The 26123-nt window shown below is 67.9% G+C and carries 22 protein-coding genes; 8 read left to right on the forward strand and 14 right to left on the reverse strand.

What is annotated here, in order from left to right:
- Positions 1 to 10: 10 nt before the first annotated feature.
- The 10 genes from allB to AC1DNG_RS08690 all read right to left on the reverse strand — a co-directional run bounded on the left by allB (position 11) and on the right by AC1DNG_RS08690 (position 12137).
- Entirely contained in the window at positions 11 to 1354 is a 1344-nt protein-coding gene (gene allB / locus AC1DNG_RS08645; RefSeq protein ID WP_230007848.1) for an allantoinase AllB, read from the reverse strand.
- Positions 1347 to 2561, reverse strand: coding sequence for a glycerate kinase (locus AC1DNG_RS08650; protein ID WP_476887146.1), 1215 nt, complete (start codon positions 2559 to 2561; stop codon positions 1347 to 1349). Before AC1DNG_RS08650 ends, allB begins: the two co-directional genes overlap by 8 nt.
- Position 2562: 1 nt before the next feature.
- Positions 2563 to 4353 (reverse strand): glyoxylate carboligase, encoded by a 1791-nt coding sequence (gcl, locus tag AC1DNG_RS08655; protein ID WP_476887147.1) that lies wholly within the window; start codon positions 4351 to 4353, stop codon positions 2563 to 2565.
- A 161-nt stretch (positions 4354 to 4514) separates the two neighbouring features.
- Positions 4515 to 5426 carry a 2-hydroxy-3-oxopropionate reductase gene (locus tag AC1DNG_RS08660; protein WP_290370298.1) on the reverse strand — a complete coding sequence of 304 codons (912 nt, stop codon included), beginning with the start codon at positions 5424 to 5426 and terminating at the stop codon, positions 4515 to 4517.
- Between the two features lie 94 nt (positions 5427 to 5520).
- Positions 5521 to 6321, reverse strand: a complete 801-nt coding sequence (locus AC1DNG_RS08665; RefSeq protein ID WP_476860188.1) for a hydroxypyruvate isomerase family protein — start codon at positions 6319 to 6321, stop codon at positions 5521 to 5523.
- A gap of 279 nt (positions 6322 to 6600) precedes the next feature.
- Positions 6601 to 6762, reverse strand: coding sequence for a glycine zipper domain-containing protein (locus AC1DNG_RS08670; protein WP_162159054.1), 162 nt, complete (start codon positions 6760 to 6762; stop codon positions 6601 to 6603).
- Positions 6763 to 6928: 166 nt separating this feature from the next.
- Complete coding sequence (locus tag AC1DNG_RS08675; RefSeq protein WP_028275486.1) at positions 6929 to 7741, reverse strand: bifunctional allantoicase/(S)-ureidoglycine aminohydrolase; 813 nt, start codon at positions 7739 to 7741, stop codon at positions 6929 to 6931.
- Positions 7738 to 9024: a DUF6986 family protein gene (locus AC1DNG_RS08680; protein WP_476887159.1), complete on the reverse strand. Its 1287-nt coding sequence runs from the start codon at positions 9022 to 9024 to the stop codon at positions 7738 to 7740. The genes AC1DNG_RS08675 and AC1DNG_RS08680 overlap by 4 nt, the downstream gene beginning before the upstream one ends.
- Before the next feature lie 66 nt (positions 9025 to 9090).
- Positions 9091 to 10689, reverse strand: a complete 1599-nt coding sequence (gene aceB / locus AC1DNG_RS08685; RefSeq protein WP_476887148.1) for a malate synthase A — start codon at positions 10687 to 10689, stop codon at positions 9091 to 9093.
- A 35-nt stretch (positions 10690 to 10724) separates the two neighbouring features.
- Positions 10725 to 12137, reverse strand: a complete 1413-nt coding sequence (locus AC1DNG_RS08690) for an NAD-dependent malic enzyme (protein WP_476856964.1) — start codon at positions 12135 to 12137, stop codon at positions 10725 to 10727.
- A 206-nt stretch (positions 12138 to 12343) separates the two neighbouring features.
- Between AC1DNG_RS08690 and AC1DNG_RS08695 the strand changes: the two genes are divergently transcribed.
- A complete protein-coding gene (locus tag AC1DNG_RS08695; RefSeq protein ID WP_476860186.1) occupies positions 12344 to 13099 on the forward strand; it encodes an IclR family transcriptional regulator in 756 nt (251 codons plus the stop codon).
- A gap of 98 nt (positions 13100 to 13197) precedes the next feature.
- On the opposite strand, the gene AC1DNG_RS08700 is transcribed toward AC1DNG_RS08695, so the two are convergent.
- Together AC1DNG_RS08700 and pucL are read right to left on the reverse strand one after the other, a co-directional pair.
- Entirely contained in the window at positions 13198 to 14706 is a 1509-nt protein-coding gene (locus tag AC1DNG_RS08700; RefSeq protein WP_476887149.1) for a nucleobase:cation symporter-2 family protein, read from the reverse strand.
- A 108-nt stretch (positions 14707 to 14814) separates the two neighbouring features.
- Positions 14815 to 15723, reverse strand: coding sequence for a factor-independent urate hydroxylase (gene pucL, locus AC1DNG_RS08705; protein ID WP_476860184.1), 909 nt, complete (start codon positions 15721 to 15723; stop codon positions 14815 to 14817).
- 381 nt (positions 15724 to 16104) lie between these two features.
- Between pucL and AC1DNG_RS08710 the strand changes: the two genes are divergently transcribed.
- From AC1DNG_RS08710 to AC1DNG_RS08740, 7 genes are all read left to right on the forward strand, one after another.
- The gene (locus AC1DNG_RS08710) at positions 16105 to 16287 is read left to right on the forward strand and encodes a hypothetical protein (protein WP_476887150.1); all 183 of its coding nucleotides are present in this window, start codon (positions 16105 to 16107) and stop codon (positions 16285 to 16287) included.
- Between the two features lie 268 nt (positions 16288 to 16555).
- The gene (locus AC1DNG_RS08715; RefSeq protein ID WP_230008935.1) at positions 16556 to 17050 is read left to right on the forward strand and encodes a nucleoside deaminase; all 495 of its coding nucleotides are present in this window, start codon (positions 16556 to 16558) and stop codon (positions 17048 to 17050) included.
- A 17-nt stretch (positions 17051 to 17067) separates the two neighbouring features.
- Positions 17068 to 18351 carry an XdhC family protein gene (locus AC1DNG_RS08720; RefSeq protein ID WP_476887151.1) on the forward strand — a complete coding sequence of 428 codons (1284 nt, stop codon included), beginning with the start codon at positions 17068 to 17070 and terminating at the stop codon, positions 18349 to 18351.
- The gene (locus tag AC1DNG_RS08725) at positions 18342 to 19322 is read left to right on the forward strand and encodes an FAD binding domain-containing protein (protein ID WP_476887152.1); all 981 of its coding nucleotides are present in this window, start codon (positions 18342 to 18344) and stop codon (positions 19320 to 19322) included. Before AC1DNG_RS08720 ends, AC1DNG_RS08725 begins: the two co-directional genes overlap by 10 nt.
- Complete coding sequence (locus AC1DNG_RS08730) at positions 19319 to 22141, forward strand: molybdopterin-dependent oxidoreductase (RefSeq protein ID WP_476887153.1); 2823 nt, start codon at positions 19319 to 19321, stop codon at positions 22139 to 22141. The genes AC1DNG_RS08725 and AC1DNG_RS08730 overlap by 4 nt, the downstream gene beginning before the upstream one ends.
- A 26-nt stretch (positions 22142 to 22167) precedes the next feature.
- Positions 22168 to 23151, forward strand: a complete 984-nt coding sequence (locus AC1DNG_RS08735; RefSeq protein ID WP_230007749.1) for an aldo/keto reductase — start codon at positions 22168 to 22170, stop codon at positions 23149 to 23151.
- A gap of 38 nt (positions 23152 to 23189) precedes the next feature.
- Positions 23190 to 23834, forward strand: a complete 645-nt coding sequence (locus AC1DNG_RS08740) for a uracil-DNA glycosylase (protein WP_476887154.1) — start codon at positions 23190 to 23192, stop codon at positions 23832 to 23834.
- Positions 23835 to 23903: 69 nt separating this feature from the next.
- Here AC1DNG_RS08740 and nboR read toward each other — a convergent pair whose 3' ends face one another.
- On the reverse strand, positions 23904 to 24527 hold the full coding sequence (gene nboR / locus AC1DNG_RS08745) for a nicotine blue oxidoreductase (protein WP_476887155.1): 624 nt from the start codon (positions 24525 to 24527) through the stop codon (positions 23904 to 23906).
- Between the two features lie 21 nt (positions 24528 to 24548).
- Positions 24549 to 26123: transketolase-like TK C-terminal-containing protein (locus AC1DNG_RS08750; protein WP_476887156.1), on the reverse strand; the 1575-nt coding region annotated here is incomplete at its 5' end.

The raw sequence follows: 26123 nt of genomic DNA on the forward strand, positions 1-26123 counted from the left end.
GCCGCCTGGCTCACACGCCGCCGCGGCGGATCAGCTTGCCGGCCGGGGTCCGGCCGTCGATCAGGGTGCCGCGGAGGTAGGTCTGCCGGACGACGCCGGAAAGCGCCTTGCCGTCATACGGGGTGATGGGGTTCTTGTGCTTGAGCTTGGAAACATCCACAACGAAAGCCTCGTCCGGGGCAAATACGGCGAGGTCGGCGTCGTATCCCGGCGCCAGTTGGCCTTTATTGCCCAGGCCGGCGAGTTGGGCCGGCTTTGCCGCCATCCACGAGAGAACCTGCTCGAGCGGGATGCCGCGGTGCCGGGCCTCGGTCCAGATCAGCGACAGGCCCAACTGCAGCGAGGAGACGCCGCCCCAGGCCACGGCGAAGTCACCGTTTTCCAAGTCCTTCAGGTCCAGGGTGGACGGGGAGTGGTCCGAGACGATGCAGTCGATGGTGCCGTCCTGCAGGCCGGCCCACAGCAGTTCGCGGTTGGAGGCTTCGCGGATCGGCGGGCAGCACTTGTAGGCTGTGGCGCCGTTCGGGATTTCCTCGGCCGTCAGCGTCAGGTAGTGCGGGCACGTTTCCACGGTGAGGCGAACGCCGTCGCGCTTGGCGGTGGCGATCATGGGGAGCGCGTCGGAGGAGGAAAGGTGCAGGATGTGGGCGCGGGCTCCGGTCCAGCGGGCCCGTTCGATGACCTCGGCGACTGCCTTGTTCTCGGCCCCGCGCGGGCGGGAGGCCAGGAACGTGGAGTAGTGGTCGCCGCCGGGGTGGGGCGCGTGGTCGATCGCGTGGGAGTCCTCGGCGTGGACGATCATGAGCGAATCGAAGGACTTGAGCTCGGCCATGTCCTGTTCCATTTCGTCCGCTTCCAAGTGCGGGAACTCGTCCACGCCGGAGTGCAGCAGGAAGCATTTGAAGCCGAAAACGCCCTCGTCGTGCAGCGGCCGCAGTTCGTTCTTGTTGCCCGGGACGGCTCCGCCCCAGAAGCCGACGTCCACGAACACCTGGTCCCCGGCCACCTCCCGCTTGAGTTTCAGGGCCTCCACGGTAGTGGTGGGCGGGATGCTGTTCAACGGCATGTCAATGATGGTGGTGACGCCGCCGGCCGCTGCCGCCCGGGTGGCGGACGCGAATCCCTCCCACTCGGTCCGGCCGGGCTCATTGACGTGCACGTGGGTGTCCACGAGGCCCGGCAGGAGGGTCTCGTCGTCGGCGAGTTCAATGACTTCACGGCCGGAGAGGCCGTTGCCCAGCGGCTCGATCGCGACAATCACGCCGCCGCGGATGCCGACTTCCCGGGCGGCGATGCCGGCGGTGGTCAGCACCCGCTGCCCGCGGAAGACGACGTCGTAGGTTTCTTCAGACACTGAGGGTCTCCTTTCCCGGAGCACTGTCCAGGGCGCGGGCGCCCTGCGCGGAGTGCGCCACGTTGGCCAATTGCTCGCCGAGTTGCCGTCCGAGGCGCTCCAGCAGCGCCGCGGCGTCGGCTATACATGTGTCTACATTGCTTTCCAGCTCCGTCAAAGCGTGGACTGCGAGGAACCCGGAACTGCTGATCTGCTCCGGGGTCAGGACGGACCGGCCGCACACCGCGACCACCGGAACCTTGGCGCGGCGCGCCGCCCGGGCAACGCCCACCGGAGTCTTGCCCAGAAGGGTCTGTTCGTCGAGGCTGCCTTCGCCGGTGATCACCAGATCCGCGCCGGCCAGCCGCTCGGCCAGCCCGGTGAATTCGAGGACGACGTCGATGCCGGGCCGGCGGGTCGCGGCCAGTACCGCGATGGCTGCGTAGCCCACGCCGCCGGCAGCCCCGGCACCCGGAGCGTCCGCAGCCTTCCGCGCGCGGGGCCCGATTTCGGCGCAGAGCACGTCCACAAAGCGGGCCAGGGCGGCGTCGAGGGCTGCTACGTCCTCGGGGGTGGCGCCCTTCTGCGGACCGAAGATCGCAGCGGCGCCTTGGGCACCAAGCAACGGGTTGTCGACGTCGCTGGCGAGTACGAAGCGTGCGCCGTCCAGGCGGGAATCGAAGCCGGAGAAGTCGATCCAGTCCAGCCGGGCCAGGGCCGCACCGCCGGGCGGAAGTTCGTTGCCGTCGGCGTCGAGGAGCTTGGCACCGAGTCCCTGCAGGACCCCGGCGCCGCCGTCGGTGTTGGCGCTGCCGCCGACGCCCAGGATGATCTGCCGGCACCCGGCGTCGAGCGCGGCCCGGATCAGTTCGCCGGTTCCCTTGCTGCTGGCGCCATTGGCGGAGGCGGAATCAGGGCGGCCGCCCCTGCCGCCGGGCAGGACGGCGAGGCCGGACGCGGCGGCCATCTCAATGACCGCCTCGCGTCCGCGGACCGCGAACTCCGCCCGGATCGGCGCGCCGGTGGGGCCGCTGACGTCGGCGCTGCGGCGGGTGAAGCCGGAGCCGACGGCGGCATCGAGGGTGCCCTCGCCGCCGTCGGCCACGGGAATCCGCAGTACCTCCAGATTGCCACCGCAAGCCCTCTGCAGCCCTGCTTCGAGGTGCCGGGCGACGTCCGGGGCCGAGAGCGATCCCTTGAACTTGTCCGGCGCTATGACGACGCGCATCTCAGGCCTGCAGGGCCAGAATGGCGGTGGGGGCGTCCTCGGCGGTCTCGGCCAGGGCCTCGAACTCGTTGACGGCGTTGATTTCGGTGCCCATGGAGATGTTCGTGATCTTCTCCAGGATGACTTCCACCACCACCGGAACCCTGAACTCGCCCAGGAGCGCCTTGGCCTTGTCGAACGCGGCAGGCAGGTCCTCCGGGTTTTCCACCCGGATCGCCTTGCAGCCCAGGCCCTCGGCCACCTTAATGTGGTCCACGCCGTAGCCGCTTGCGGTTGCAGAGAGATCCGTGGAGTTGATGTTCTCGAACGCCAGGGACACGTTCTGTTCCATGTTGAAGCCGCGCTGGGACTGGCGGATCAGGCCGAGGTAGGAGTTGTTGACCACAACGTGGATGTACGGCAGGTTGAATTGTGCGCCCACGGCCAGTTCCTCGATCATGAACTGGAAATCGTAGTCACCGGAGAGGGCAACCACGGTCTGGTCCGGCTTGCCCCGGACCACGCCCAGCGCGGCGGGGGCGGTCCAGCCCAGCGGGCCTGCCTGTCCGGCGTTGATCCACTTGCGAGGGCCGAACACGTGCAGCATCTGGGCGCCGGCGATCTGCGACAGTCCGATGGTGGACACGTACGTGGTGTCCATGCCGAATGCTTTGTTCATTTCCTCGTACACGCGCTGCGGCTTGATCGGCACGTTGTCGAAGTGGGTCTTGCGGTGCAGTGTGGCTTTGCGCCCGGAACATTCGTCAACCCAGGCGGTGTAGTCCGGCAGGGACCCGGCGTCCCGGCGTTCCCGGGCCAGCTCCAGCAGCCCATCCAGGGCGGCGCCGGCGTCGGAGGCGATGCCGAAGTCCGGGGAGAACACGCGGCCGATCTGGGTCGGCTCGATGTCGATGTGCACGAACGTGCGGCCGGCGGTGTAGGTGTCCAGGCCGCCGGTGTGGCGGTTGGCCCAGCGGTTGCCGATGCCGATCACGGAGTCGCTGCGCAGGAAGTTCTCGTTGCCGTACCGGTGGCTGGTCTGCAGGCCCACCATGCCGGCCATGAGTTCGTGGTCATCCGGGATCGCGCCCCAGCCCATCAGGGTGGGGATCACGGGGACGCCCAGCAGCTCGGCCAGTTCCACGAGCTGGGCCGAGGCTCCGGCATTGATGATGCCGCCGCCGGCCACGATCAGCGGGCGCTCGCCTGCGGTGAGCATGTCGAGTGCCTTTTCCAGTTGCTTCCGGCTGGCCCTGGGCTTCTCCACGGGCAGGGGCTCATAGGTGTCGATATCGAATTCGATCTCGGCCATCTGCACGTCGATCGGCAGGTCCAGCAGGACCGGGCCCGGCCGGCCTGAGCGCATGAGCTGGAAAGCTTTCTGGAAGGCTCCGGGAACCTGGCCGGGTTCAAGGATGGTCATGGCCAACTTGGTGACCGGCTTGGCGATGGACTCGATGTCCACGGCCTGGAAGTCCTCCTTGTGCAGCTTGGCCACGGGTGCCTGGCCGGTGATGCAGAGCATCGGGATGGAATCGGCCCACGCCGCGTACAGGCCGGTGATCATGTCCGTGCCCGCGGGGCCCGAGGTGCCGATGCAGATGCCGATGTTGCCGTCCTTGGCCCGGCTGTAGCCGTCGGCCATGTGGCTGGCGCCTTCAACGTGGCGGGCCAGGGTGTGGCGGATGCCGCCGTGGGCCCTCATGGCCGAATAGAACGGGTTGATCGCCGCGCCTGGCAGGCCGAACGCCTCGGTGGCGCCCTCCTTTTCCAGGATGGCGACGGCTGCGTCTACAGTGCGCATCTTCGTCATGGTGTGCTCCTTGAAGGTCTGTTTTTGGGTGTGCTGAAGGGAAGCCCGGCGAATCGTCGCGGGCACCTCTTGTTGGGGGGGAGGGCGGGCCGCCGTCGTAAATCTCGACGCCGGCCGGTGCGTTCGTGTCGAAGTGCCCCTTGACGGGGCGGCAGCGCCGCTTAGTTGCGGCCGCTGAGCTTCAGGACCTGCTTGAAAAGGCCCGAGTGGTCCAGTCCGCCGTCGCCCTGGTTGACGGTGGCGGCGACGAGCTGCGCGACGATGGCGCCGAGGGGGACGGCGACATTGGCCTCGCGGGCCGCGGAGGTGACGATGCCGAGGTCCTTGTGGTGCAGGGCCAGGCGGAAACCGGGGTCGAAGTTGCGGTCCAGCATCTTCTGGCCCTTCTGCTCCAGGACCTTGGAGCCGGCCAGGCCGCCGCCGAGGACCTTGAGGGCGGCGTCCGTGTCCACGCCGTAGGCCTCGAGGAAGGCGATCGCCTCGCCAAGGACTTCAATGTTGACGGCCACGATCAGCTGGTTGGCTGCCTTGACGGTCTGGCCGGCGCCGGAGGGCCCCACGTGGACGATGGTCTTGCCGACGGCGGCCAGGACATCCCGTGCCGCCTCGAAGTCGGCGGCGTCACCGCCCACCATGATGGAGAGCGCGGCGTCGATGGCGCCTTGTTCGCCGCCGGAGACCGGGGCGTCGAGGGGACGGATCCCGGCGGCCCGGGCGTCGTCGGCGAGGCGTTTGGCGACGTCGGGGCGGATGCTGCTGGCATCAACCCACAGGGCGCCCGGCTTGGCGTTGTCGAACACGCCGTCGGGACCGCTGACCACGCCTTCGACGTCGGGGGAGTCCGGCACCATGGTGATGACCACGTCGGCGTCCCTGACGGCCTCCGCGATGCTCGCGGCACCCTTGCCGCCTTCGGAGACGAGCTTGTCGGTCTTGTCCTGGCTGCGGTTGAAGCCCGTGACCGCGTGGCCGGCCTTGACGAGGTTGATGGCCATGGGCAGTCCCATGATACCGAGGCCGATGACTGCGATGTTGCTCATTGTGGTTCTCTTTCTGAAGTCTTTGTGTTCGATGTAGCGCGGGTGTGCTTCTTTGCCACGGCGGGCGGTGGGCCCACGCCCGCCGGGTTCCCTGGCCGAGCTTGCGAGGTTAGGGAGCGGGTGGGGATTACTGCGGGACGCGCTGGCGGATGGCCCAGCTGAATGCGGTCTCCGCGGGTTCCTTGTATTCGAGGCCGATGTAGCCCTCGTAGCCGAGTGCGCGGCTGCGGGCGATCCATTCGCCGAGGGGAAGCTGCCCGGTTCCGGGAGCCCCGCGGCCGGGGTTGTCGGCGATCTGGATGTGGCCGAAGTCCTTGGCGTGCTTTTCGATGACGGCGGCGACGTCGTCACCGTTCACGGCCAGGTGGTAGAAGTCCGCGAGGAGCTTGACGTTCCCGGCGCCGGATTCCTGCTTGACCCGGGCGATCACATCGAGGGCATCCTGCGCCTTGAGCAGGGGGTACCGGGGGGCGCCGCTGACGGGTTCCAGGAGGACCGTACCGCCGATGCGGGCCACGCCGGCAGCCGCCGTCGCGAGATTTTCGGCGCCAATGGCGTCCTGCTGCTCAGCGGATTCGCCGTCAATGCGGTTGCCGTAGAGGGCGTTGAAGGCCTTGCAGCCGAGGCGCTCACCGATGCCGGCGACGACGTCGATGTTGTCCTGGAATTCGGTGGAGCGCGCGGGCCAGGAGACCAGGCCGCGGTCGCCGCCGGGCATGTCGCCCGCGTTGAAGTTCAGGCCCGTCAGCTGAACGCCGGCGTCGGTAATGGCGTTCTCAAACCGGGCAACCTCGACGTCGGTGGGGACGGAGGTCTCGAAGGGCCACCAGAATTCTACGGCGTCAAAACCGGCGGCCTTCGCGGCGGCCGGGCGTTCCCAGAGGGGGAGCTCCGTCAGGAGGATGGAGCAGTTCACGGTGTACGTCATTGTGGGTTCCTTCCGGTGTGGGCGGGAGCTGGATCCCGGGCACCTTTGCCTTGCAGATCCTTGCTTGTTTTCCGCTTTGTGGAATTAAGATTCTGCTTTATGAAAAGTGTAGGGAAGGTTGGGCCGGGGAGTCAAGGGGTGAGCGAATGGGGGTGTGGCTGCGGGGTGAGGCGCGAGGGACCCCGATATTCTTGCCCCGGCACCTCGGAGCGCGGGAGCCTACGGTATTTCAGGTTCCGGCAGTTCAGGGCGCGCGGGCAGCAGATGCGGCGAAATTCCCTACCGCTTCGTTGGGTCCTTGCGGATGCCCAGGCCCACGAGTGCGCCGACCCCGAGGCCGATCAGCAGGCCCGTGAATGGCTTGTCGACGGTGGTGACTCCGATGGCGAAGCCGAGGGCCGCGCCAAGGAGCATTCCGATCCACAGGGATTCGTACTTCACAGCCTCAGGCTAGCAAGCATCGCCCGGGCCGCAAGGGCTCCGGGCTGGGTGACCAGATTTGGTGCCGAGGCGCGGCCGGCGGAACCACGGAGGAGTCCGCCCCGTCAGACGGGACGGACTCCACTACGTGGATCGGTATTGGTGGATCGGTATTGGTGGATCGGTCTTAGGTCAGGCGGATCTGGCGGTTGACGTCCTTGTACAGCAGGTACCGGAAGTTGCCCGGACCGCCGGCGTAGCACGCCTGGGGGCAGAAGGCACGCAGCCACATGAAGTCGCCGGCCTCCACCTCCACCCAGTCGTCATTGAGCCGGTAGACGGCTTTGCCTTCCAGCACGAAGAGGCCGTGCTCCATGACGTGGGTTTCCGCGAAGGGGATGGAGGCGCCGGGCTTGAGGGTGACGATGTTGACGTGCATGTCGTGGGCGAGGTCCTCCGGGTCCACGAAACGCGTGGTGGCCCAGGCCCCGTCGGTGTCCGGCATCGCCCGCGGTGCGACGTCCTGGTCGCGGGTTACAAAGGATTTCGCCGTGTAGCCGTCCAGCGGCTCGTAGGCCTTCCGGATCCACTGGAAACTGGCGATCTCCCCGGACTCGTTCGCCACGGACCATTGGGCCCCCGCGGCGAGGTAGGCGTAGCCGCCCTCGCCCAGCCTGTGGATTTCCCCTTCGAGGGTCAGTGCCAGGGCGCCCTTGGTCAGGAAGATGACGCCTTCGACGCCGGCCTCCGGCTCGGGCTTTTCCGAGCCTCCGCCCGGTCCCACCTCGACGATCAGCTGCGAGAACGTCGTGGCAAAACCGGCGATGGGCCGGGCCAGGATCCAGGAGCGGGTGTTGGTCCAGCCGGGCAGTTTGCTCGTGACGATGTCCCGGAGCACGCCCTTCGGAATGACGGTGTAGGCCTCCTTGACCACGGCCCGGTCCGAGAGGATCTGGGTCTGCGGCGGAAGCCCGCCTTCGGGGTAGAAATAGTTGCTCATGGGTGCGTTCCTTTTGCGGAGGGAGTGGAGGTGTTGGCCAGCCGGGGGTGGGCCAGCGCGGTGAGTTCGGGGAGCCCGACGCCGGCCAGCGCCAGGACTTCTTCGGTGCCGACGGCGCCGCACTGGACGCCGCGAAGCACGAAGGCTGCCAGAGCCCGTGCGGTGGCGGGTTCATCCAGAACGCCGCCGGCGGTTTGGTCCACGTAATTGCGGAGCCGGGCAGCGGCGGCCGGGAGCCCTTGCCGGTAGAAGGCGTAGGTCGCGGCGAACCGGCTGGGCAGCTGGGCGGGGTGGAGGTCCCAGCCCTGGTAGTAGCCGCGTTCCAGCGAGCGGCGGACCAGCCGGCCGTGGAGCTGCCAGGCCTGCTCCACGTTCCCGCCCACCGGGATGATGTTGGTGGAGCCGTCGGAGAGCCGGATCCCGGTGCCGGCCGCGGCAAGCTGCATGACTTCTTTGGCAAAGTCCGCCACGGGATGTTCCATGGACTGGTATTCGGCGGAGATCTGCAGCGATGCTGAGTAGTCGTAGGTGCCGTAGTGCAGCCCGCTGATCCGGCCGGGCACCGCGTGCGGCAGGCGCGCCACCGGCGAGGTTCCGTCCGGGCCCAGGATGAGCTGCGGCGTTTCCACCTGCACCTCAAAGCGGAGCCGGCCCGCGGGGAGCGAGTGGACTTCCTCGAGCCGGGACACGGCGAAGGCCATGGCCTCCACCTGTGCCACCGTGGTGACCTTGGGCAGGGTGAGGACGAGCCCGTCCGGCAGTTCGCCGGCCGTGGCCAGCTGCGAGACGAAGAGATCCAGGGTCCGCAGACCCCGGGCGCGGGTGGCAGCCTCGAAGCACTTGAAGCGGATCCCGATGAACGGCGGCGCGGTACCGGCGGCGACGGCGGCGGCCACGGCGGATGCCGCGGCGACAGCGGCGGCGTCCTCGGCGTCGTCGCCCCGGTCCCCGAACCCGTCCTCAAAGTCCAGGCGGAGGTCCTCGATCGGCTCGCGTGAGAGCTTGGCCCGGACCCGCGGCGCGACGGCGGCGGCCAGTTCGGCTTCCTGGCCCTGCAGCGCGCACAGGCTTTCGACGCCGCCGCGGGCGTCCACCGCGGCGAGGGCCTGGGCGCCCCAGTCCGCGGCGAACTCCGGGCTGAAGCGGTCGGCCGGAACGTAGACGGTGTGCACCGGCTGGCGGGAGCCGTCGTCGCCCGGGTAGCTGCGCTCCAGCAGCCGGTCGGTGTCGGCGAGCTGCGCATCGATCCGGGCGAGGTCGGCCCCGGAGAGGGCCGGCGTCACCGGACCCTGACGCTGCAGATGGCTGCGTGGTTGCGGCCTGGCGCTGGCGGAGGTGGCTGCCATGCCTCAGCCCACCAGCTCGTACGCCGGCGTGGTGAGGAAGTCCGTGTAGTCCTCGGACAGGCAGATGTCGCCGATGAGCTTGCTGGCGGGCAGGTAGTGCTTCACGAAAGCGTCCTCGCCCACCTCGCCCCGGAGCTTCTCGGTTTCCTCGGCCAGGATCCCGGATACCAGCTCGCGGGTGACGGTCCGGCCAGTGTCGGCGAGCACAGAGTGGTTGCGGATCTGCTGCCAGACCTGGGACCGCGAGATTTCCGCCGTCGCCGCGTCCTCCATCAGGTTGTGGATGGCGACCGCGCCGTTGCCCGAAATCCACACCGCTGTGTAGGCGACGGCAACGTAGAGGTTCAGGCGCATGCCTGCCTCGGTGACCGTGCCACGGGCGGAGGCGACGTCCAGGAGCTGGTCCGCGGTGACCGAGACTTCCGGGCGCTGCCTGTCCAGCTGGTTCGGCCGCTCGCCCAGGACGGCGTCGAAGACGTCCCGGCAGACCGGCACCAGGTCCGGGTGGGCCACCCAGGAACCGTCAAAGCCGTCGTTCGCCTCACGGGTCTTGTCCGCGCGCACTTTCTCGAACGCCTGGGCTGTAACCTCGGGTTCGCGGCGGTTGGGAATGACGGCCGCCATGCCGCCCATGGCGAAGGCGCCGCGGTGGTGGCAGGTCTTGACCAGCAGTTCGGTGTAGGCGCGCATAAACGGCGCGGTCATAGCCACGGTGGCGCGGTCCGGCAGCACAAAGCGCGAGCCGGCGTCACGGAAGTACTTGATGATGCTGAACAGGTAGTCCCAGCGGCCGGCGTTCAGGCCTGAGGCGTGGTCGCGGAGTTCGTAGAGGATCTCGTCCATTTCGAATGCTGCGGGGATGGTCTCGATCAGGACGGTCGCGCGGATGGTGCCTTGCGGAATGCCGAGGTAGTCCTGGGCGAAGACGAAGACCTCGTTCCACAGCCGGGCCTCGAGGTGGCTCTCCATCTTGGGCAGGTAATAGTACGGGCCATGGCCATTCTTCAGCAGCTGCCTGGCGGTGTGGAAGAAGTGCAGGCCGAAGTCCACCAGGGCGCCCACGGTGTGTTCGCCGTCGATCAGCAGGTGGCGCTCTGCCATGTGCCAGCCGCGCGGGCGGGCGACAACGACGGCCAGCGGGGCATCGGTCCGGAGCGTATATTCCTTGCCCTCGGGGGACGTGTAGGCCAGGGTTCCCGCCGCGGCGTCGCGGAGGTTCACGATTGATTCGACCACGTTGGACCAGGTGGGAGTGCTGGCGTCCTCGAGGTCCGCGAGCCAGACCTTGGCCCCGGAGTTCAGGGCATTAATGGCCATCTTGGCCGGTGCGGCCGGACCCGTCATTTCCACCCGGCGGTCCTGCAGGGCTGTCGGGGCCGGGGCCACCGTCCAGTCGCCTTCACGGATATCACGGGTTTCCGGCAGGAAATCGAGCCGGCCGGTGCGGGCCACCTCGTCGCGTTTGACCGCGCGGGCCTTGAGCAAATCCGCGCGGGTGGCGGCGAAACGCTGGTGCAATTGCTCAATGAAGGCCAGCGCCTCGGGTGTGAGGATCTCCTCCGCGCGGTCAACGGGGCGGCGGGCTGAAATGGTGAGGGCCATTGTGGTCCTTCCTGGTCGGTGAAGCAGGCGGCGAATCAGGCGTGGGTCAGCGCGGCGGCCGGGACCGTCGCGTGGGCAGCCGCGACAACCGCCGCGGCGACGTCGGCGGCAACGTGGGGGTCGAAGACGCTGGGAATGATGTAGCTGGCATTGAGCTCGTCGTCGGCGACCCGGTTGGCGATCGCCGCGGCGGCGGCCACCAGCATCTCGGGGGTGATGTCCGCCGCCCCCGCGTCCAGCAGCCCGCGGAAGAACCCTGGGAAGGCCAGGACGTTGTTGATCTGGTTGGGGAAGTCGCTGCGGCCGGTCGCCACCACAGCGGCGTGCCGTGATGCGACCACCGGGTCGATTTCCGGCGTGGGGTTGGCCATGGCGAACACAATAGCGTCGTTGGCCATGGATGCCACCTGTTCTTCGCCGATCACGTGCGGTGCGCTGACGCCGATGAAGACGTCGGCTCCCTTGAGCGCTTCGTGCAGGGTGCCCGAGAAGCCCCGTTCATTGGTGTTCTCGGCAATCCACGTGCGGTGCTCGTCGTTGTACTGTTCGCCGAAGTGGATCGCTCCCGAGCGGCCGGCGGCGATGATGTTGCGGGCCCCCTGTGCCTTGAGCAGCGCGATGATGGCGGAGCCGGCGGCGCCGACGCCCGAAACGACAATCCGGACCTCGGAGAGTTTCTTGTCCACGACGCGCAGGGCGTTGGTCAGGGCTGCCAGCGTGACGATTGCGGTTCCGTGCTGGTCGTCGTGGAAGACCGGGATGTCGAGTTCCTCGCGGAGCCGGGTTTCGATCTCGAAGCAGCGCGGAGCGGCGATGTCCTCAAGGTTGACCCCGCCGTAGACCGGGGCGAGCGCCTTGACGATCCGGATGATTTCCTCCGTGTCCTGGGTGTCCAGGCAGACCGGCCAGGCGTCGACGTTGGCGAACTGCTTGAAGAGCGCGGCCTTGCCTTCCATGACCGGCAGTGCGGCGGCCGGGCCGATGTTGCCGAGGCCCAGGACGGCGGAGCCGTCGGTCACGACGGCGATGGTGTTGCGTTTGATGGTCAGGTTCCGGGCGGCCTCAGGGTTTTCCGCGATCGCCAGGCAGACGCGGGCGACGCCGGGGGTGTAGGCGCGGGAGAGGTCGTCCCGGTTGCGCAGGGCGACCTTCGGCACAACCTCCAGCTTGCCGCCGAGGTGCATCAGGAAGGTTCGGTCCGAGACGTTCCGGACCGTGACGCCGTCGAGCGCGTTGAGCGCGTCCTTGACGCGTGCGGCGTGGTCGTCGTCCGTGGTGTTGCAGGTGACGTCGACTACCAGGGTCTCATGGTGGGACTCGGTGACGTCCAGGGCCGTGATCGCGGCGCCGGCCGCACCGACGGCGGCGGCCAGTTCGCTGGTGGCACTGAAGCTGGACGGCGCCTCCACACGCAGGGTGATCGAATTTCCGGGGCTCGGATTCGCCATTGAATTTCCTCCTAGTCGGCCCGCGGACGGGCTCTTGCTGCACTTACTTATTTCGTATGATGGATATTATTATCTACTTTGTGGAATTACAAGCCCCGAGGGTCCGTCGACGGCGGGCCGGCGGTACTGTATCTTGGGTCTACTAAGCACTTTTTTCACGATGTGGATAAAATTTGTCGGAAGCAACCTCTCAGGAGAGCAAAGTTATGGCGGAAAAAGCCCCCGGAGGCGTGCAGTCCGTTGAACGCGTTTTCGAACTTCTGGAACTGATCACTGACGCCGGCGGCGACGTCACACTCAGCGAACTCTCGTCCTCCACCGACCTGCCGCTTCCCACCATCCACCGGCTGCTGCGCACCCTCGTTACCCTGGGCTACATCCGGCAGCTGCCGAACCGGCGCTATGCCCTGGGCCCGCGCCTGATCCGTCTGGGCGAGGCGGCGAACAAGCAGCTCGGCGCGCTTGCCCGGCCGCAGCTCCAGTCCCTCGTGGAACGGCTCGGGGAAACCGCCAACATGGCCGTGCTGGACTCTGACATGGTGATGTACGTGGCCCAGGTCCCGTCCCTGCATTCCATGCGGATGATCACCGAAGTGGGCCGCCGCGGTTACATGCACGCCACCGGCATGGGCAAAGCGATCCTGGCCCAGCTGGACGATGAGACGGTGCGTGGCATCGTGACCCGGAAGGGCATGCCCACCCCCACTCCGAAGAGCATCGGCGACGTCGAGTCCCTGTTCGCCGACTTGAAGCTGATCCGCGGCCGCGGCTATTCGATCGATGAGGAAGAGCAAGAGATCGGCGTCCGCTGCTTCGCGATTGCCATCCCCAATGCGCCGACCCCCGCGGCGATTTCCGTCTCCGGGCCTGTTTCCCGGGTGGACGAGACTTTCGCGGATCGGGCTGTGCCATTGCTGCGCGAGGCAGCCCTGGCGATCTCCCAGGACCTTAACAAGAGCTGACCTCCAGCTGCTGTGCCGCCGTTTGCCAGGCCACGTTGCGGCCCCTTTACCTTCACAGGGAGGGGCCGCAACGCTCATGCCGGTGGTGTATTAGGGGGCTAGTGTTCGGATGTCGCGGCGGACTCCACCGGGACTTCCTTGCCGTCGCAGTCGATCAGTTTGCCGTTCTCGTAACGGTCGCCCTCGGCAAGGCATTGAAGGTCTTCCTCGCGGATGACGCGGCCCGTTCCGGCCACGAAGACCGACTGGTTCTCCGAGTTGCCCTTCTTTAGGTGGTTGAAGAGCAGGTTCAGCGCGATGGCCATGACCGCTGCGGAGCTGATGCCGGAATGGAAAATCGTTGCGAACCAGCTGGGGAACTTGTCGTAGAACGTGGGGGCGGCGATCGGGATCATCCCGAAGCCGATGGAGGCGGCGACGATGATCAGGTTCATGTTGTTCCGGTACTCCACCTTGGCCAGCGTGCGGATGCCGCTCGCGGCCACCGTGCCGAAGAGCACAATTCCGGCACCTCCCAAGACCGCCGTCGGGACCGCCGCGACCACGCGGCCGAGCACCGGCAGCAGGCCCAGCAGCACCAGGATGACGCCGCCGGCCGCCACTACATAGCGGCTCTTGATCTTGGTGACGGCGACCAGGCCAACGTTCTGGGCGAACGCGCTTTGCGTGAAGGAGCCGAAGACCGGCGCCACGAGGCTGGAAACCATATCTGCCCGCAGGCCCGCTGCGATCCGCTTCGAATCAACCCGGGTGCCCACGATTTCGCCGACGGCCAGGATGTCGGCCATGGTCTCGGTCAGGATCACCAGCACCACGATCAGCATGGAGATGATGGCGGCAGCTTCGAAGGTGGGTGCGCCGAGGTGGAACGGTGCGGGGAAGGCGACGATCGGGCCGTCGCCGACGTTCGAGAAGTCCGCCATGCCGGTGACGACGGCGACCCCCGTTCCGGCCAGCATGGCCAGCAGGATGGACAGGCGGGAAATAGTGGCGCTGCCGACCTTGCTCAGCAGGAGCACGAGGGCCAGGGTAATAGCCGCCAGCCCGATGTTGGCCACGCTCCCGTAGTCCTCGGCCTTCCTGTTTCCGCCCATGGCCCAGTTGGCCGCCACGGGCATCAGTGTTAGGCCGATGATGGTGATGACTGTGCCGGTGACCACCGGCGGGAAGAACCGGACAATCTTGGAGAACACCGGGGCGATCAGCAGCCCGATGGCTGCAGAGGCAATGACAGCGCCGAAGACGGCAGGGAGGCCGCCTCCGCCGGTGACGATGGCGACCATCGTCGCCACGCTGGCGAACGAGACGCCCTGAACCAGGGGGAGCTGGGAGCCGAAGAACGGCAAGCCCAGGGTCTGGAGCAGCGTGGCCAGGCCGCCCATGAAGAGGGCCGCGGCGATCAGAACCCCGACGTCGGCCGGAGCCAGGCCGGCGGCCTGGCCGACGATCAGGGGGACGGCGATGATGCCGCCGTACATGGTCAGGACGTGCTGGAAGCCGTAGGCGAAACTGCTTCCGATGGAGAGTCGTTGGTCCTCGGGGCGGGGGGTGCCGCCGGAGCCGCCGGTGCGTGGCAGCCGGGCGGTTAATTTCTTGCGTGCGTTCATGGCAGACCTTCTTGGTTCATGGCGGACTTCTTCGTCCGGCTAACAATGTCTGGCTAACGGGTGCTGGAATGCCGGCGCCGGAGTTCCGGGCCGGCCCGCTCGGGAGTCCTAGCAGAAGCCGGCGATCCCGGACCAGGCGATTTCCGCGGGGCTGGCGTCTTCACGCTGGACGGTGGCTTCGATCAGGCCGTAGGGGCGGTCGGCGGCGAAGAAGACCTCGTTGGGGTTGTCGAGGCCAAAGGGCGAGAGGTCAACGAGGAAGTGGTGCTTGTTGGGCATGGAGAACTTGATCTCGTCGATCTCGGTGTGAGCTTCGAGGACCTTGGCGCCCATGTCGAAGAGGGTCTGCTGCAGGGCGTGGGAGTAGTTTTCGCTGAAGCCCTCCAGCAGCAGGCTCTTGACGTCCTCGTAGCTCTTGTTGAAGTCGAACGTGCCGAAATCGGTGCCGGTCCTGAAGCGCCAGCGGGCCGATACGTCCGTGGCGAGGATGCGGTCGGACGTTTCCGGGAGGGTGGTGTACTTGTCCCGCGGGAAGCCGCTGAACCCGGACTGGGTCGACTTCAACACGGTGAGGTCCTTGAGCCCGGCGATGAGGTGCTCGGTACCGCTGTTGCGGACAAGGACCGCGGTGCGGACTTCCTGGCCGCTGCGGACGAAGGAGTGGTCGTGCCCGGTCCCGTGGGCCTGGATCCGGTCCCATTTGTAGGATTCGGCTGCCCAGCGGCCGCCGGTGACCCAGTCGAAGTTCGAGGTGAAGTGCTTGCCTAGCCGCAGCAGGAAGGCTTCCGGGGAGCCGATGCCGTCCCGGGCGAAGGCATAGATGGTGTTCTTTTGGGTGTCCGTGGCCACCACATGGCTGTTGTCGCCTTCGAGGTGGGCAGCCGCGAAGTCCCCGCGCAACTGCGAGGTGACATTCAGGTCTTCGATTTCATGGCGGTCGGTGTCCCTGGTGATCTTGACGACCCGGACTTCGGCTTTTCCGTACTGGTTGTGGCCGAGGACGATCTTGTTGCTCATGGTCTGATTCCCAACTTCAGGTATGTGGCACCAAAGTCCCACATAGAAATTAAGCGCGTGTTTCCCGCGCGTTTCTCATTCCGTCGGCCCACAAAAAAGAGCCGACATCAGTTGATGCCAGCTCATTACGACCCTGCCTGCTGCTCCCAGGTTACGTGACCTGCGCCACGAATTGGGATTAAGCGTAGCCCGGTCCGGGCGTGGTGTACATCACTTTCCGAAAAAACGGTTTGTGACCGCGGCGGTTGGGGCTCTTGACCGCAGGCTTCCGCCGCCCTAGTCTTTTCCATATAGCAATAAATTATTTCCAAAATGTGGAATTCAGCCGCATGATTCGGTTCGGTGCGAGGAAGCAGCCACACAATGCATGAGGAGGAATCCATGAACTCGCAGGAGAAGGGCAGTGCCGTTGAATTTCCGGCGCCCGGGGTGGAGCTGTACCTGCCGTTCAGCGCCGCGGACTTCGGTGCCACAGACCCGGACTTCTACATTCCGGCCGACTGCGAACGGAGGGACCGCGGCTTTTCCCGATGGCTCCGTGCGCTGCCGCTCTTTGGCCGGTAGGCGTTTTGTTTGGGCGGTAGGGCGGCGTTGGCGTGAAGACCCGGAAATAGAGATTTCACATAACGAAACTGGGCTTCCCTCAAATAGGGCGCGCCGCGCGGACATCCCGGTGCTACTGTCGATCTTGCCAACGGCGGGCAGCCCGGGACGCGGGAAGCTATCTACCAGGCGCAACCTTCAAGGCACATGCTGAAGACTGGTCACCGTCGCATACGGCCCTTGCGTACCCGTCACGGTGTACAGGCTTCCGCAGGTAGGGAGTGGCGGCATGACTACAACCGATACGGCCCAGAAGTTCCTGGCGAGATCCATCGAGTTGGCTACGGCCAACGTCCTGAACGGCGGCGGCCCGTTCGGCGCAGTGGTGGTCACTGCGGACGGGCTAGCGTTCGAAGGCGTCAACCGCGTCACCGCCACCAACGATCCCACGGCGCACGCCGAGGTCACGGCCATCCGGCAGGCCTGCAGCGAACTTGGCACTTTCGATCTCAGCGGAGCCACGCTCTACTGCAGCTGCGAGCCGTGCCCCATGTGCCTGGCGTCCGCACTGTGGGCGCGGGTGTCACGCGTGATGTTCGCCGCGGACCGGCACGATGCCGCGGCTGCGGGGTTCGATGACGCCGTCTTCTACGAATACTTCGAAAACGACCAGCGCGACACGCTCATGCCGGTGGGCAGGCTGCAACTGACAGACCCGCAAGCGCCCGCGGCACTGGATCCCTTCAAGGCCTGGAACTCGCTTGAGTCCCGGACCGACTACTAGCGCCGGGGACTGCGGCCATGTTGGATCTGCTCCCGCACCTGGGCACATGGCCGCCGGCCGCGTCCGGGCAGCGCTACGCGGTGGCCACCGTGGTGGGCACCGACGGATCGGTGCCGAGGCCCGTGGGCACCTCCATGCTGGTCTCCGAGGCCGGTGAGGTGCTGGGCAGCCTGTCCGGCGGCTGCGTTGAAGGGGCCGTTGTGGAGGCGGCTCTGGCGGCAATGCGCGATGGCGGGACGCGCCGGGAGTGCTTCGGCTACAGCGCCGAGGACGCGTTTGCCGCCGGGCTGACCTGCGGCGGCAGGCTGGAAATCCACATCGAACCCGTGGATACGGGGCCCGGCCGGCTGCGGCTGGACGGCCTGCTGGCCCTGGCCGGAAGGCATCCGGCCGGCGGCGCTGCGCTGATCCGCAGGGTCGACGCCGGCGGAGGCGGCGCCGTCGTGGTTCCAGACCCGGCGGCCTTCCGGGTACTGCAGTCGGCCGAACTCGCCGCGATGCTCGGTGCGGGCGGTTCCGGTGGTGCCGGGCTCGCGATGCGGGCGGCAGCAGCCCAGTTGGAACCGCTGCTGCGGGGAGGCCGTACAGGGCTGGTCCGGATCGCGTCCGCGGGGGAGCGCCAGCAGGAACCCGTGAGCCTGCTGGTGGAGAGCCGGCTACCGGCACCGCGCCTGCTGATCTTCGGCGCCAATGACTTCGGTGCGGCACTCGTGCCGGCCGCGAAACTCCTGGGCTTCCATGTCACGGTGTGCGATGCGCGCCCGGCGTTCGCACAGCAGGACAGGTTCGGCGCCGCGGACGAGGTGGCCACGGCCTGGCCGCACCGGTACTTGGCGGACCAAGTGCTGGCCGGCCGCACCGACGCCCGGACGGCCATCTGCGTGCTCACACACGATCCGAAATTCGATGTCCCGCTCCTGCAGGCCGCGCTCGGCCTGGACGTGGACTATGTCGGCGCCATGGGGTCCAGACGAAGCCACCGCGGGCGGATCGATGCTCTGCGGCAGGCCGGCGTGGCCGACGGCGACCTGGCCCGGCTGCACTCACCCATCGGCCTGGACCTCGGGGCCGTCACGCCGGACGAGGTCGCGGTCTCCATCACGGCAGAACTCGTGGCCAACCGGAGCAAGGCCGCCGGGCTGGCCCAGGGCAGCGTGTCCCTGAAGGATGCCAGCGGCCCCATTCACCACTACTCCCGAAATCATCAGGACAGCAGTCATCACGGCCGCAACCATCACGACCGCAACCATCACGACAGCAGCGCCGGCATGCCGGAACCTGAGGAGGCCCAGTGGACATGAACACCATCGAGGCCGTGGTCCGCACCGCGGATCCGGCGCAGTGGCGCGAAGGGGACGCCTGGCTCGCGGGGGGTACCGTGCTTTTCTCCTCCGGGAGCCCCGCCGCCGGACAGGAACCGCTCCTGCGCCTCCTGGACCTCGGCTCCACGGACTGGACACCCATAGCGGTGTCGGCGGCCGGCATCGAGCTGGCGGCGACCTGCACCATCGCGCAACTGTATGCATTCCCGGATGCGGATGCGGATGCGGATGCCGGCTCGGCCGCCGGCCGCGGCCTGGCCGGGAACTGGCCCGGCGTGGAGCTCGTCCGCCCCTGCTGCGAGTCTTTTGTGGCCTCCTGCAAGGTCTGGTACATGTCCACGGTGGGCGGCAATCTGTGCACTTCCCTGCCGGCCGGGCCCATGATCTCGCTTTCCGCGGCGCTCGACGCCAGGGCCACCATTCTGGGCCCCGGCGGCGCCCGCCGCACGCTCCCGGTGCTGGACTTCGTTACGGGCGACGGGACGAACTGCCTCGCTCCCGGCGAGCTCCTGCGCAGCGTGAGCCTGCCGGCGGCGGCACTGTCCTCCCGGGTGGCCTTCCGCCGGCTGTCGCTGAGCAACCTGGGCAGGTCAGCGGTGCTGCTGATTGGAAGGCTCGACGCCGGCGGCACCCTGGTCCTGACCGTCACCGCAGCCACCAAGCGCCCCGTGCAGCTGCGCCTGGAGTCCTCCGCGGCGGCGCTCGCCGGCGCCCTCACTGATGCTCTCTCCGAGGCCTTGGATGCCGCCATCCCCGATGACCTGTACCACGACGACGTCCACGGCCTGCCCGCCTGGCGCAAGGACATGACGTACCGGCTGGCCCATGAAATCCAGGCCGAACTCACCGCCCCGGCAGGCCGCGACCCGTTACGCATATCCGGTGACTTCTGGCCGCCGCGGGGCGGGACCCTGAACGGTGGACCCCGGACGGAAGGTGCCTGGGCATGAGAATCGAGATCAACGGTGTCCCGGCGCAGGCCGAACCCCGTCCCGGCCAGTGCCTGCGGACGTTCCTTCGCGAACAGGGGAACCTGGGCGTCAAGAAGGGCTGCGACGCCGGCGACTGCGGCGCCTGCACGGTGCACGTGGACGGGGTCCCGGTGCACAGCTGCATTTATCCCGCGGTCCGCGCGGAAGGCCGGGCGGTCACCACGGTGGAAGGACTGGCCGCCGCCAGCGCCTCCGGCGGACCCGGTGACCCCAACAGCACCGCGCTTCATCCGATGCAGCAGCAGTTCCTGGACCGGCAGGGCTTCCAATGCGGCTTTTGCACGGCCGGCATGGTGATGACGGCAGCGACGTTCGATGAGGAGCAGAGGGCGGACCTGCCGCGGAACCTGAAGGGCAACCTGTGCCGGTGCACCGGGTACACGGCCATCGAGGACGCCGTCTGCGGGAAGGGGAGCCGCCCGGTCACCCCTTCTGAGGGGCCTGGCCGGCCGGAGCCGCGCCCCGGACAACTGGGCGACGACGCTCCCGCCCCCGCCGGCCTCGCCATCGTCACGGGGCAGGCCCGCTACACCCTGGACGTCCCGGCCGATGAACTGCCCGGGCTGCTGCACGCGAAACTGCTGCGCTCCCCGCATGCCCACGCCCGGATCCGCTCCATCGACGCAGCAGCCGCGCTGGCGATTCCCGGGGTCACGGCCGTCTTCACCCACGAGGACTCCCCGGCGCAGCTGTTTTCGACCGCGCAGCACGAGCTCTACACCGACGACCCGGACGACACCCGCGTGTTTGACGACATCGTGCGCTTCACCGGCCAGCGCGTCGCCGCCGTCGTCGCCGGGACGGTGGCGGCGGCGGAGGCTGGCGTGCGGGCCCTGAAGGTCGACTACGAGGTGCTGGACGCGGTCTTTACCCCGGAGCACGCCATGCTCCCCGGCGCCCCCGCCCTCCACGGGGAGAAGGACGCAACCACGGCCCGCATCAGCCGGCCGGAGCGGAACGTCGTCGCGGAACTGCATTCCGAGCTCGGCGACATGGCGGCCGGGTTCGCCGCGGCGGACTTCATCCACGAACACACCTACCGGACTCAACGGGTGCAGCACATGGCGCTCGAAACCCATGCCTCCATCGCCTCGATCGGCGGTGACGGGCGCCTGCTGATCCGCACCTCGAGCCAGGTCCCGTTTCTGGTGCGGCGCACCCTGGGTCGGGTGTTCGGCCTGCCGGAAGAGCAGATCCGGGTGGTGGCCGGACGGGTGGGCGGCGGTTTTGGCGGCAAACAAGAGGTGCTCACCGAAGACGTCGTGGCGCTGGCCGCCCTGAAGCTCAACCGCCCCGTGCAGCTTGAATTCACCCGGACCGAACAGTTCACCGCCGCCACCACCAAGCATCCCTTCACCATCCATCTCAAGGCCGGCGCCAGCCGCGACGGGCGGCTGACCGCACTGAAGCTGGAGGTGCTCACCAACACCGGCGCCTATGGCAACCACGCGACCGGGGTCATGTTCCACGGCTGCGGTGAGTCGTTGGCGGTGTACAAATGCGCCAACAAGAAAGTGGACGCCCACGCCGTGTACACCAACACGGTGCCGTCCGGTGCCTTCCGAGGCTACGGGCTCAGCCAGATGATCTTCGCGATCGAATCCGGCATCGACGAGCTCGCGGCAGGGATCGGCATGGACCCCCTGGAGTTCCGCCGCCGGAACATGGTCCGGGAAGGCGACGACATGCTGTCCATCCGCGACGAGCCCCAGGAGGACGTCCGCTACGGCAGCTACGGCCTGGACCAGTGCACGAAGCTGGTCGAGGACGCGCTGGCCCGTGGGCGGGAACGCTGCCGCGCCGCCGGCCTCGACAGCCTGGGACCGGACTGGGTGGTCGGGGAGGGGACTGCCCTGTCCATGATCGACACCGTCCCGCCACGCGGCCACTTTGCCCACTCCAGGCTCCGGCTCCTGCCCGACGGGACCTACGCCGCCGACGTCGGGACGGCAGAATTCGGCAACGGCACCTCCACCGTCCACGCGCAGCTCGCGGCCACCGCGCTGTCCACCTCCGCCGCCCGCGTCACCCTCCGGCAGTCCGACACCGACCTCGTGGACCACGATTCCGGGGCGTTCGGATCTGCCGGCACCGTGGTGGCCGGCAAAGCGACGCTCGCGGCCGCCGAGGACCTCGCCCTCCGCATCCGCGCCTTCGCCGCCGGCCTCCGCCGCGTGCCGCGCTCCGGCTGCGTCCTGGACGGGGACGCTGTGGTCTGCGAGGGAACCCGGGTGCCCCTGACGGACATTTACGACGCCGCGGAGCAGGCCGGCGTCGAGCTCGCCGCCGAGGGGCGTTGGGGCGGGACGCCGCGTTCCGTGGCGTTCAATGTCCAGGGCTTCCGGGTGGCGGTGAACACCGGGACGGGGGAGCTGCGGATCCTGCAGAGCGTGCAGGCGGCCGACGCCGGCGTGGTGGTCAATCCGCGCCAGTGCCGCGGCCAGATCGAAGGCGGGATCGCGCAGGCCCTCGGCTCTGCGCTCTACGAGGAGGTCGCAGTGGACGACGCCGGCCGCGTCACCACCGACGTCCTGCGGCAGTACCACGTCCCCTCCTTTGCCGACGTGCCGCGCAGCGAGGTGTACTTCGCCGACACCAGCGACAAGCTGGGCCCGCTGGGCGCGAAGTCGATGAGCGAGAGCCCGTTCAATCCGGTGGCGCCGGCGCTCGCGAACGCCATCCGGAACGCCACCGGCGTGAGGTTTTCCCAGCTGCCCATCTCCCGGGACAAGATCTACCTGGGCCTGAAGGAGGCAGGGCTGGTTCCTCCGCTTTGAGGCCGCTGACGGCCTATAGTCGGACGATGGAACAACGAATCTTGGGCAAAACCGGACGAAACGTCTCCACGGTCGGGTTGGGGACCTGGCAGCTTGGCGCGGACTGGGGCAACGTGGACCCCGCGCAGGCGCAGGCCATCCTGGCGGCCTCCGTCGAAGCGGGCGTCACGTTCTTCGACACCGCGGACGTCTATGGCGACGGCCGCAGTGAGCAGGCCATCGGCGCGTTCCTGGCAGACAACCCCGGCCTGGACATCACGGTGGCCACCAAGATGGGCCGGCGGGTGGAGCAGCGGCCGGAGAGCTACAACCTCGCCAACTTCCGCGAATGGACGGACCGGTCGCGGCGCAACCTGGGCGTCGAGCAGCTGGATCTGGTCCAGCTGCACTGCCCGCCCACCGCGGTGTACAGCAACAACGAGGTCTACGACGCGCTGGACACGCTCGTGGCCGAGGGGGCCATCCGCAACTACGGCGTTAGCGTGGAGCGGACCGAGGAAGCCCTCGAAGCAATGCGCCACGACGGCACCGCCACCGTGCAGATCATCCTCAACGCCTTCCGGCTCAAGCCGCTGGATGAAGTGTTGCCCGCCGCCGAGGCCGCCGGGGTGGGCATCATCGCCCGTGTCCCGCTCGCCTCCGGGCTGCTCTCCGGCAAATACACCGCGGAGACGTCCTTCGCGGAGGACGATCACCGGAACTATAACCGCACCGGATCGGCGTTCGACGTCGGGGAAACCTTCTCCGGCGTGGACTTCGGGGAAGGCCTCAAAGCGGTGGCCGAGTTCGAGGAACTGGTGCCCGACGGCGTCAGCACCGCCCAGGCGGCCATCGCCTGGATCGCGGCGCAGGACGGCGTCAGCACGGTGATCCCGGGCGCGCGGAACGTGGACCAGGCGCGCTCCAATGCCGCCGCGGCGGGTGTCAGCGGCATTGACGCAACGTTCGACGTCGGCGTCCGCGAAATCTATGACCGCTACTTCCGCGAAACGATCCACCCCCGCTGGTAGGGCGCTTGATTCTGCCTGGTGTCCCCAAGGGCCGGCGAATGACTGTTTCCTCCATCGACGGCTTTGTTGACCGGCTCGCGGCCGTCGAAACGGGGCCGGGGTGCAACAACTTCTTTGACCACACCGTGGCTGGAAATGCGCAGCGCCGGCGGAACCTGGAGCTCTATCTGGGGGAGATGCAGGACCGCGCCCCAAAGGTCCTGCTGCTGGGCGAAGCCCCCGGGTACAGGGGCATGAGGATCACCGGGATTCCCTTCACGAACCGGTCCATGTTCGAAGGCCCTGCCAACGGGTTTGGGCTGTTTGGGCCCGGGAAGGGGTACGTGCTTCCGGCAGACGCCGAAGGCATAGCCGCCGAGCCGACGGCCACGGTGGTGTGGCAGGTCCTGGCCGAGCTGGAGTTCCTGCCCCTGCTGTGGAGCGCCTGCCCGTGGCACACCCACGTGCCCGGGCGGCCGCTGTCCAACCGCACGCCGAGGGCGTCCGAGGCTGACCTTGGAACTCCGTTCTGGCAGGCGCTGATCGAGGCGTTTTCCATCGAAACTGTGGTGGCCGTGGGCAATGTGGCGCACCGCAGCCTGCAGCGCAGCGGCCTGGGCGCGCCGAAAATCAGGCACCCGGCCCACGGCGGCCGGTCCGGTTTCAAGCGTGGCCTGCAGGAGTTTTTGGCTCACTCGCGCTAAAACCAGCGCGGGGTCAGATACGGCCCATCGAGGGGGTCTTAATGGGCCGTATTTGACCCCGCGTTGTCTTTAGTCGAGGAGGTGCAGCTGTTCGGGGGAGTCGAGGTCCTCGCCGCCGGAGAGGTCACTGCAGTCCACCAGATCAACCAGGTCCGGATGGGCCCGCAGGAACTGCCGGGCGCCGGCGTCGCCCGTAGAGGATTCCGCGGCTTCGGTGCGAAGTCCGGCATCGAGCAGCAGCGGGTGTCCGCGCTGCAGTTTCCCGTCCGCGTCGCGGTAGGCGGCCGCCGTCACCCGGCCTGGCCGGTGGGCTGCCAGCAGCCGGGTGACGGTCTCCCTGGTCAGGCCGGGCTGGTCCACCAGCGCAATGAGCACATGGGCCTCCAGGGCCGCCGCGGCGATACCGGCCCGGAACGAGCTGCCCATCCCGCTGGCCCAGTGCGGGTTGTCGATGACCCGGTGCCGGCCGAGGTCGGTGGCGGCGCGGACCCTTGCCGCATCCGCGCCAAGCACCACCACCACCTCCCGGCAGCCGCCCGCTAGCAGCACGTCAGCGAGCACTTCGACCAGCGTGCGGCCATGGAAGGGGAGCAACGCCTTGGGCCCGAGCCCCAGCCGGGTCCCGGCTCCGGCGGCCAGCAGCACCGCCGTCGTGCCGCCGGATCCGGTGCCGTGCGCTCTGCTGTCGCTCATCTGCCCACCATAACTCGCTTCTCAGGCGTCGCCACCCGCTCCTCCGGTGGTCCCGGCGGTGACGTCCAGGAGCTTGTAGCGGTCGATCGCGTAGGCGGGCACCCCGCTGTCGACCTCTCCGCGCGAGGCCAGCAGCTGGAGGGTCTTCACTACAATCGAGTGGATGTCGTTCTTGAAGAAACGGCGGGCCGCGGCGCGGGTGTCGGAGAAGCCGAAGCCGTCCGCGCCGAGCGAGGCGAACTGGTGCGGCAGGAACTGCCGGATCTGGTCCGGCACGGCCTTCATGTAGTCGGTGACCGCCACGATCGGGCCGGTGGCGCCGGCGAGCTGCTGGGTCACGAACGGGACGCGGGCGGGCTGGCCGGGGTTCAGGAAGGCCTCTTCTTCTGCCGCGAGGCCGTCGCGGCGGAGTTCGGTCCAGGAGGTCACGGACCAGACATCGGCGGAGACGCCCCAGTCCTCGGCGAGGACCCGCTGGGCTTCGAGGGCCCACGGAACGGACACGCCGGAGGCCAGGATCTGGCTTTTAGGCCCGTCAAAGTCCGACGCCGACACCCGGTAGATGCCTTTCAGGACACCGTTGACGTCGAGGTTTTCGGGTTCGGCCGGCTGGACGATCGGCTCGTTGTAGACAGTGATGTAGTACATCAGGTTCCGCGACGGATCGTTGCCGGCAATTTCCTTCCCGGCTTCGCCGGGGCCGTACATCCGGTTGAGGCCGTCCCGGATGATGTGGCCCATCTCGTAGCCGTATGCCGGGTCGTAGGTGATGACGGCCGGGTTGGTTGCTGCCAGTATCGGGGAGTGGCCGTCGGCGTGCTGCAGGCCTTCGCCGGTCAGGGTGGTGCGCCCTGCGGTGGCGCCGATGATGAACCCGCGGGTCATCTGGTCGGCGGCGGCCCAGAAGGAATCGCCGGTGCGCTGGAAGCCGAACATCGAGTAGAAGACGTAGACCGGGATGAGCGGTTCGCCGTGCGTGGCGTAGGACGTGCCGGCGGCGGTGAAGGCTGCCACGGATCCGGCCTCGTTGATGCCCGGGTGGATCAGCTGGCCCTGGGCCGATTCCTTATAGGCAAGGACGAGCTCCCGGTCCACGGAGAGGTAGCCCTGGCCGTCCGGGTTGTAGATCTTCGCCGTCGGGAAGAACGCGTCCATGCCGAACGTGCGGGATTCGTCCGGCACGATCGGGACAATGCGGTGTCCGAACTTTTTGTCCCGGAGCAGGTCCTTGAGCAGGCGTACAAAGGCCATGGTGGTGGCTGAGCGCTGCTTGCCGGAGCCTCGCTTGGCGACCCCATAGGTTGCGGGATCGGGCAGTTCCACGGGCGCATGGTCCGGCCGCCGCTCGGGGACGAAGCCGCCGAGTTGCTTGCGGCGGTCCATCAGGTACTGGATCTCCGGGGAGTCCATGCCGGGGTGGTAGTACGGCGGCCGGTAGAGGTCCGCCTCGAGCTGGTCGTCCGTGATCGGGATGCGCAGGTGGTCGCGGAAGGCCTTGAGGTCCGCGAGGGTGAGCTTCTTCATCTGGTGGGTCGCGTTGCGGCCCTCGAAGTGGGTGCCCAGGCCGTAGCCCTTGACCGTGTGCGCCAGGATGAC

The organism is Arthrobacter sp. 01T425 (genome assembly GCF_056398725.1).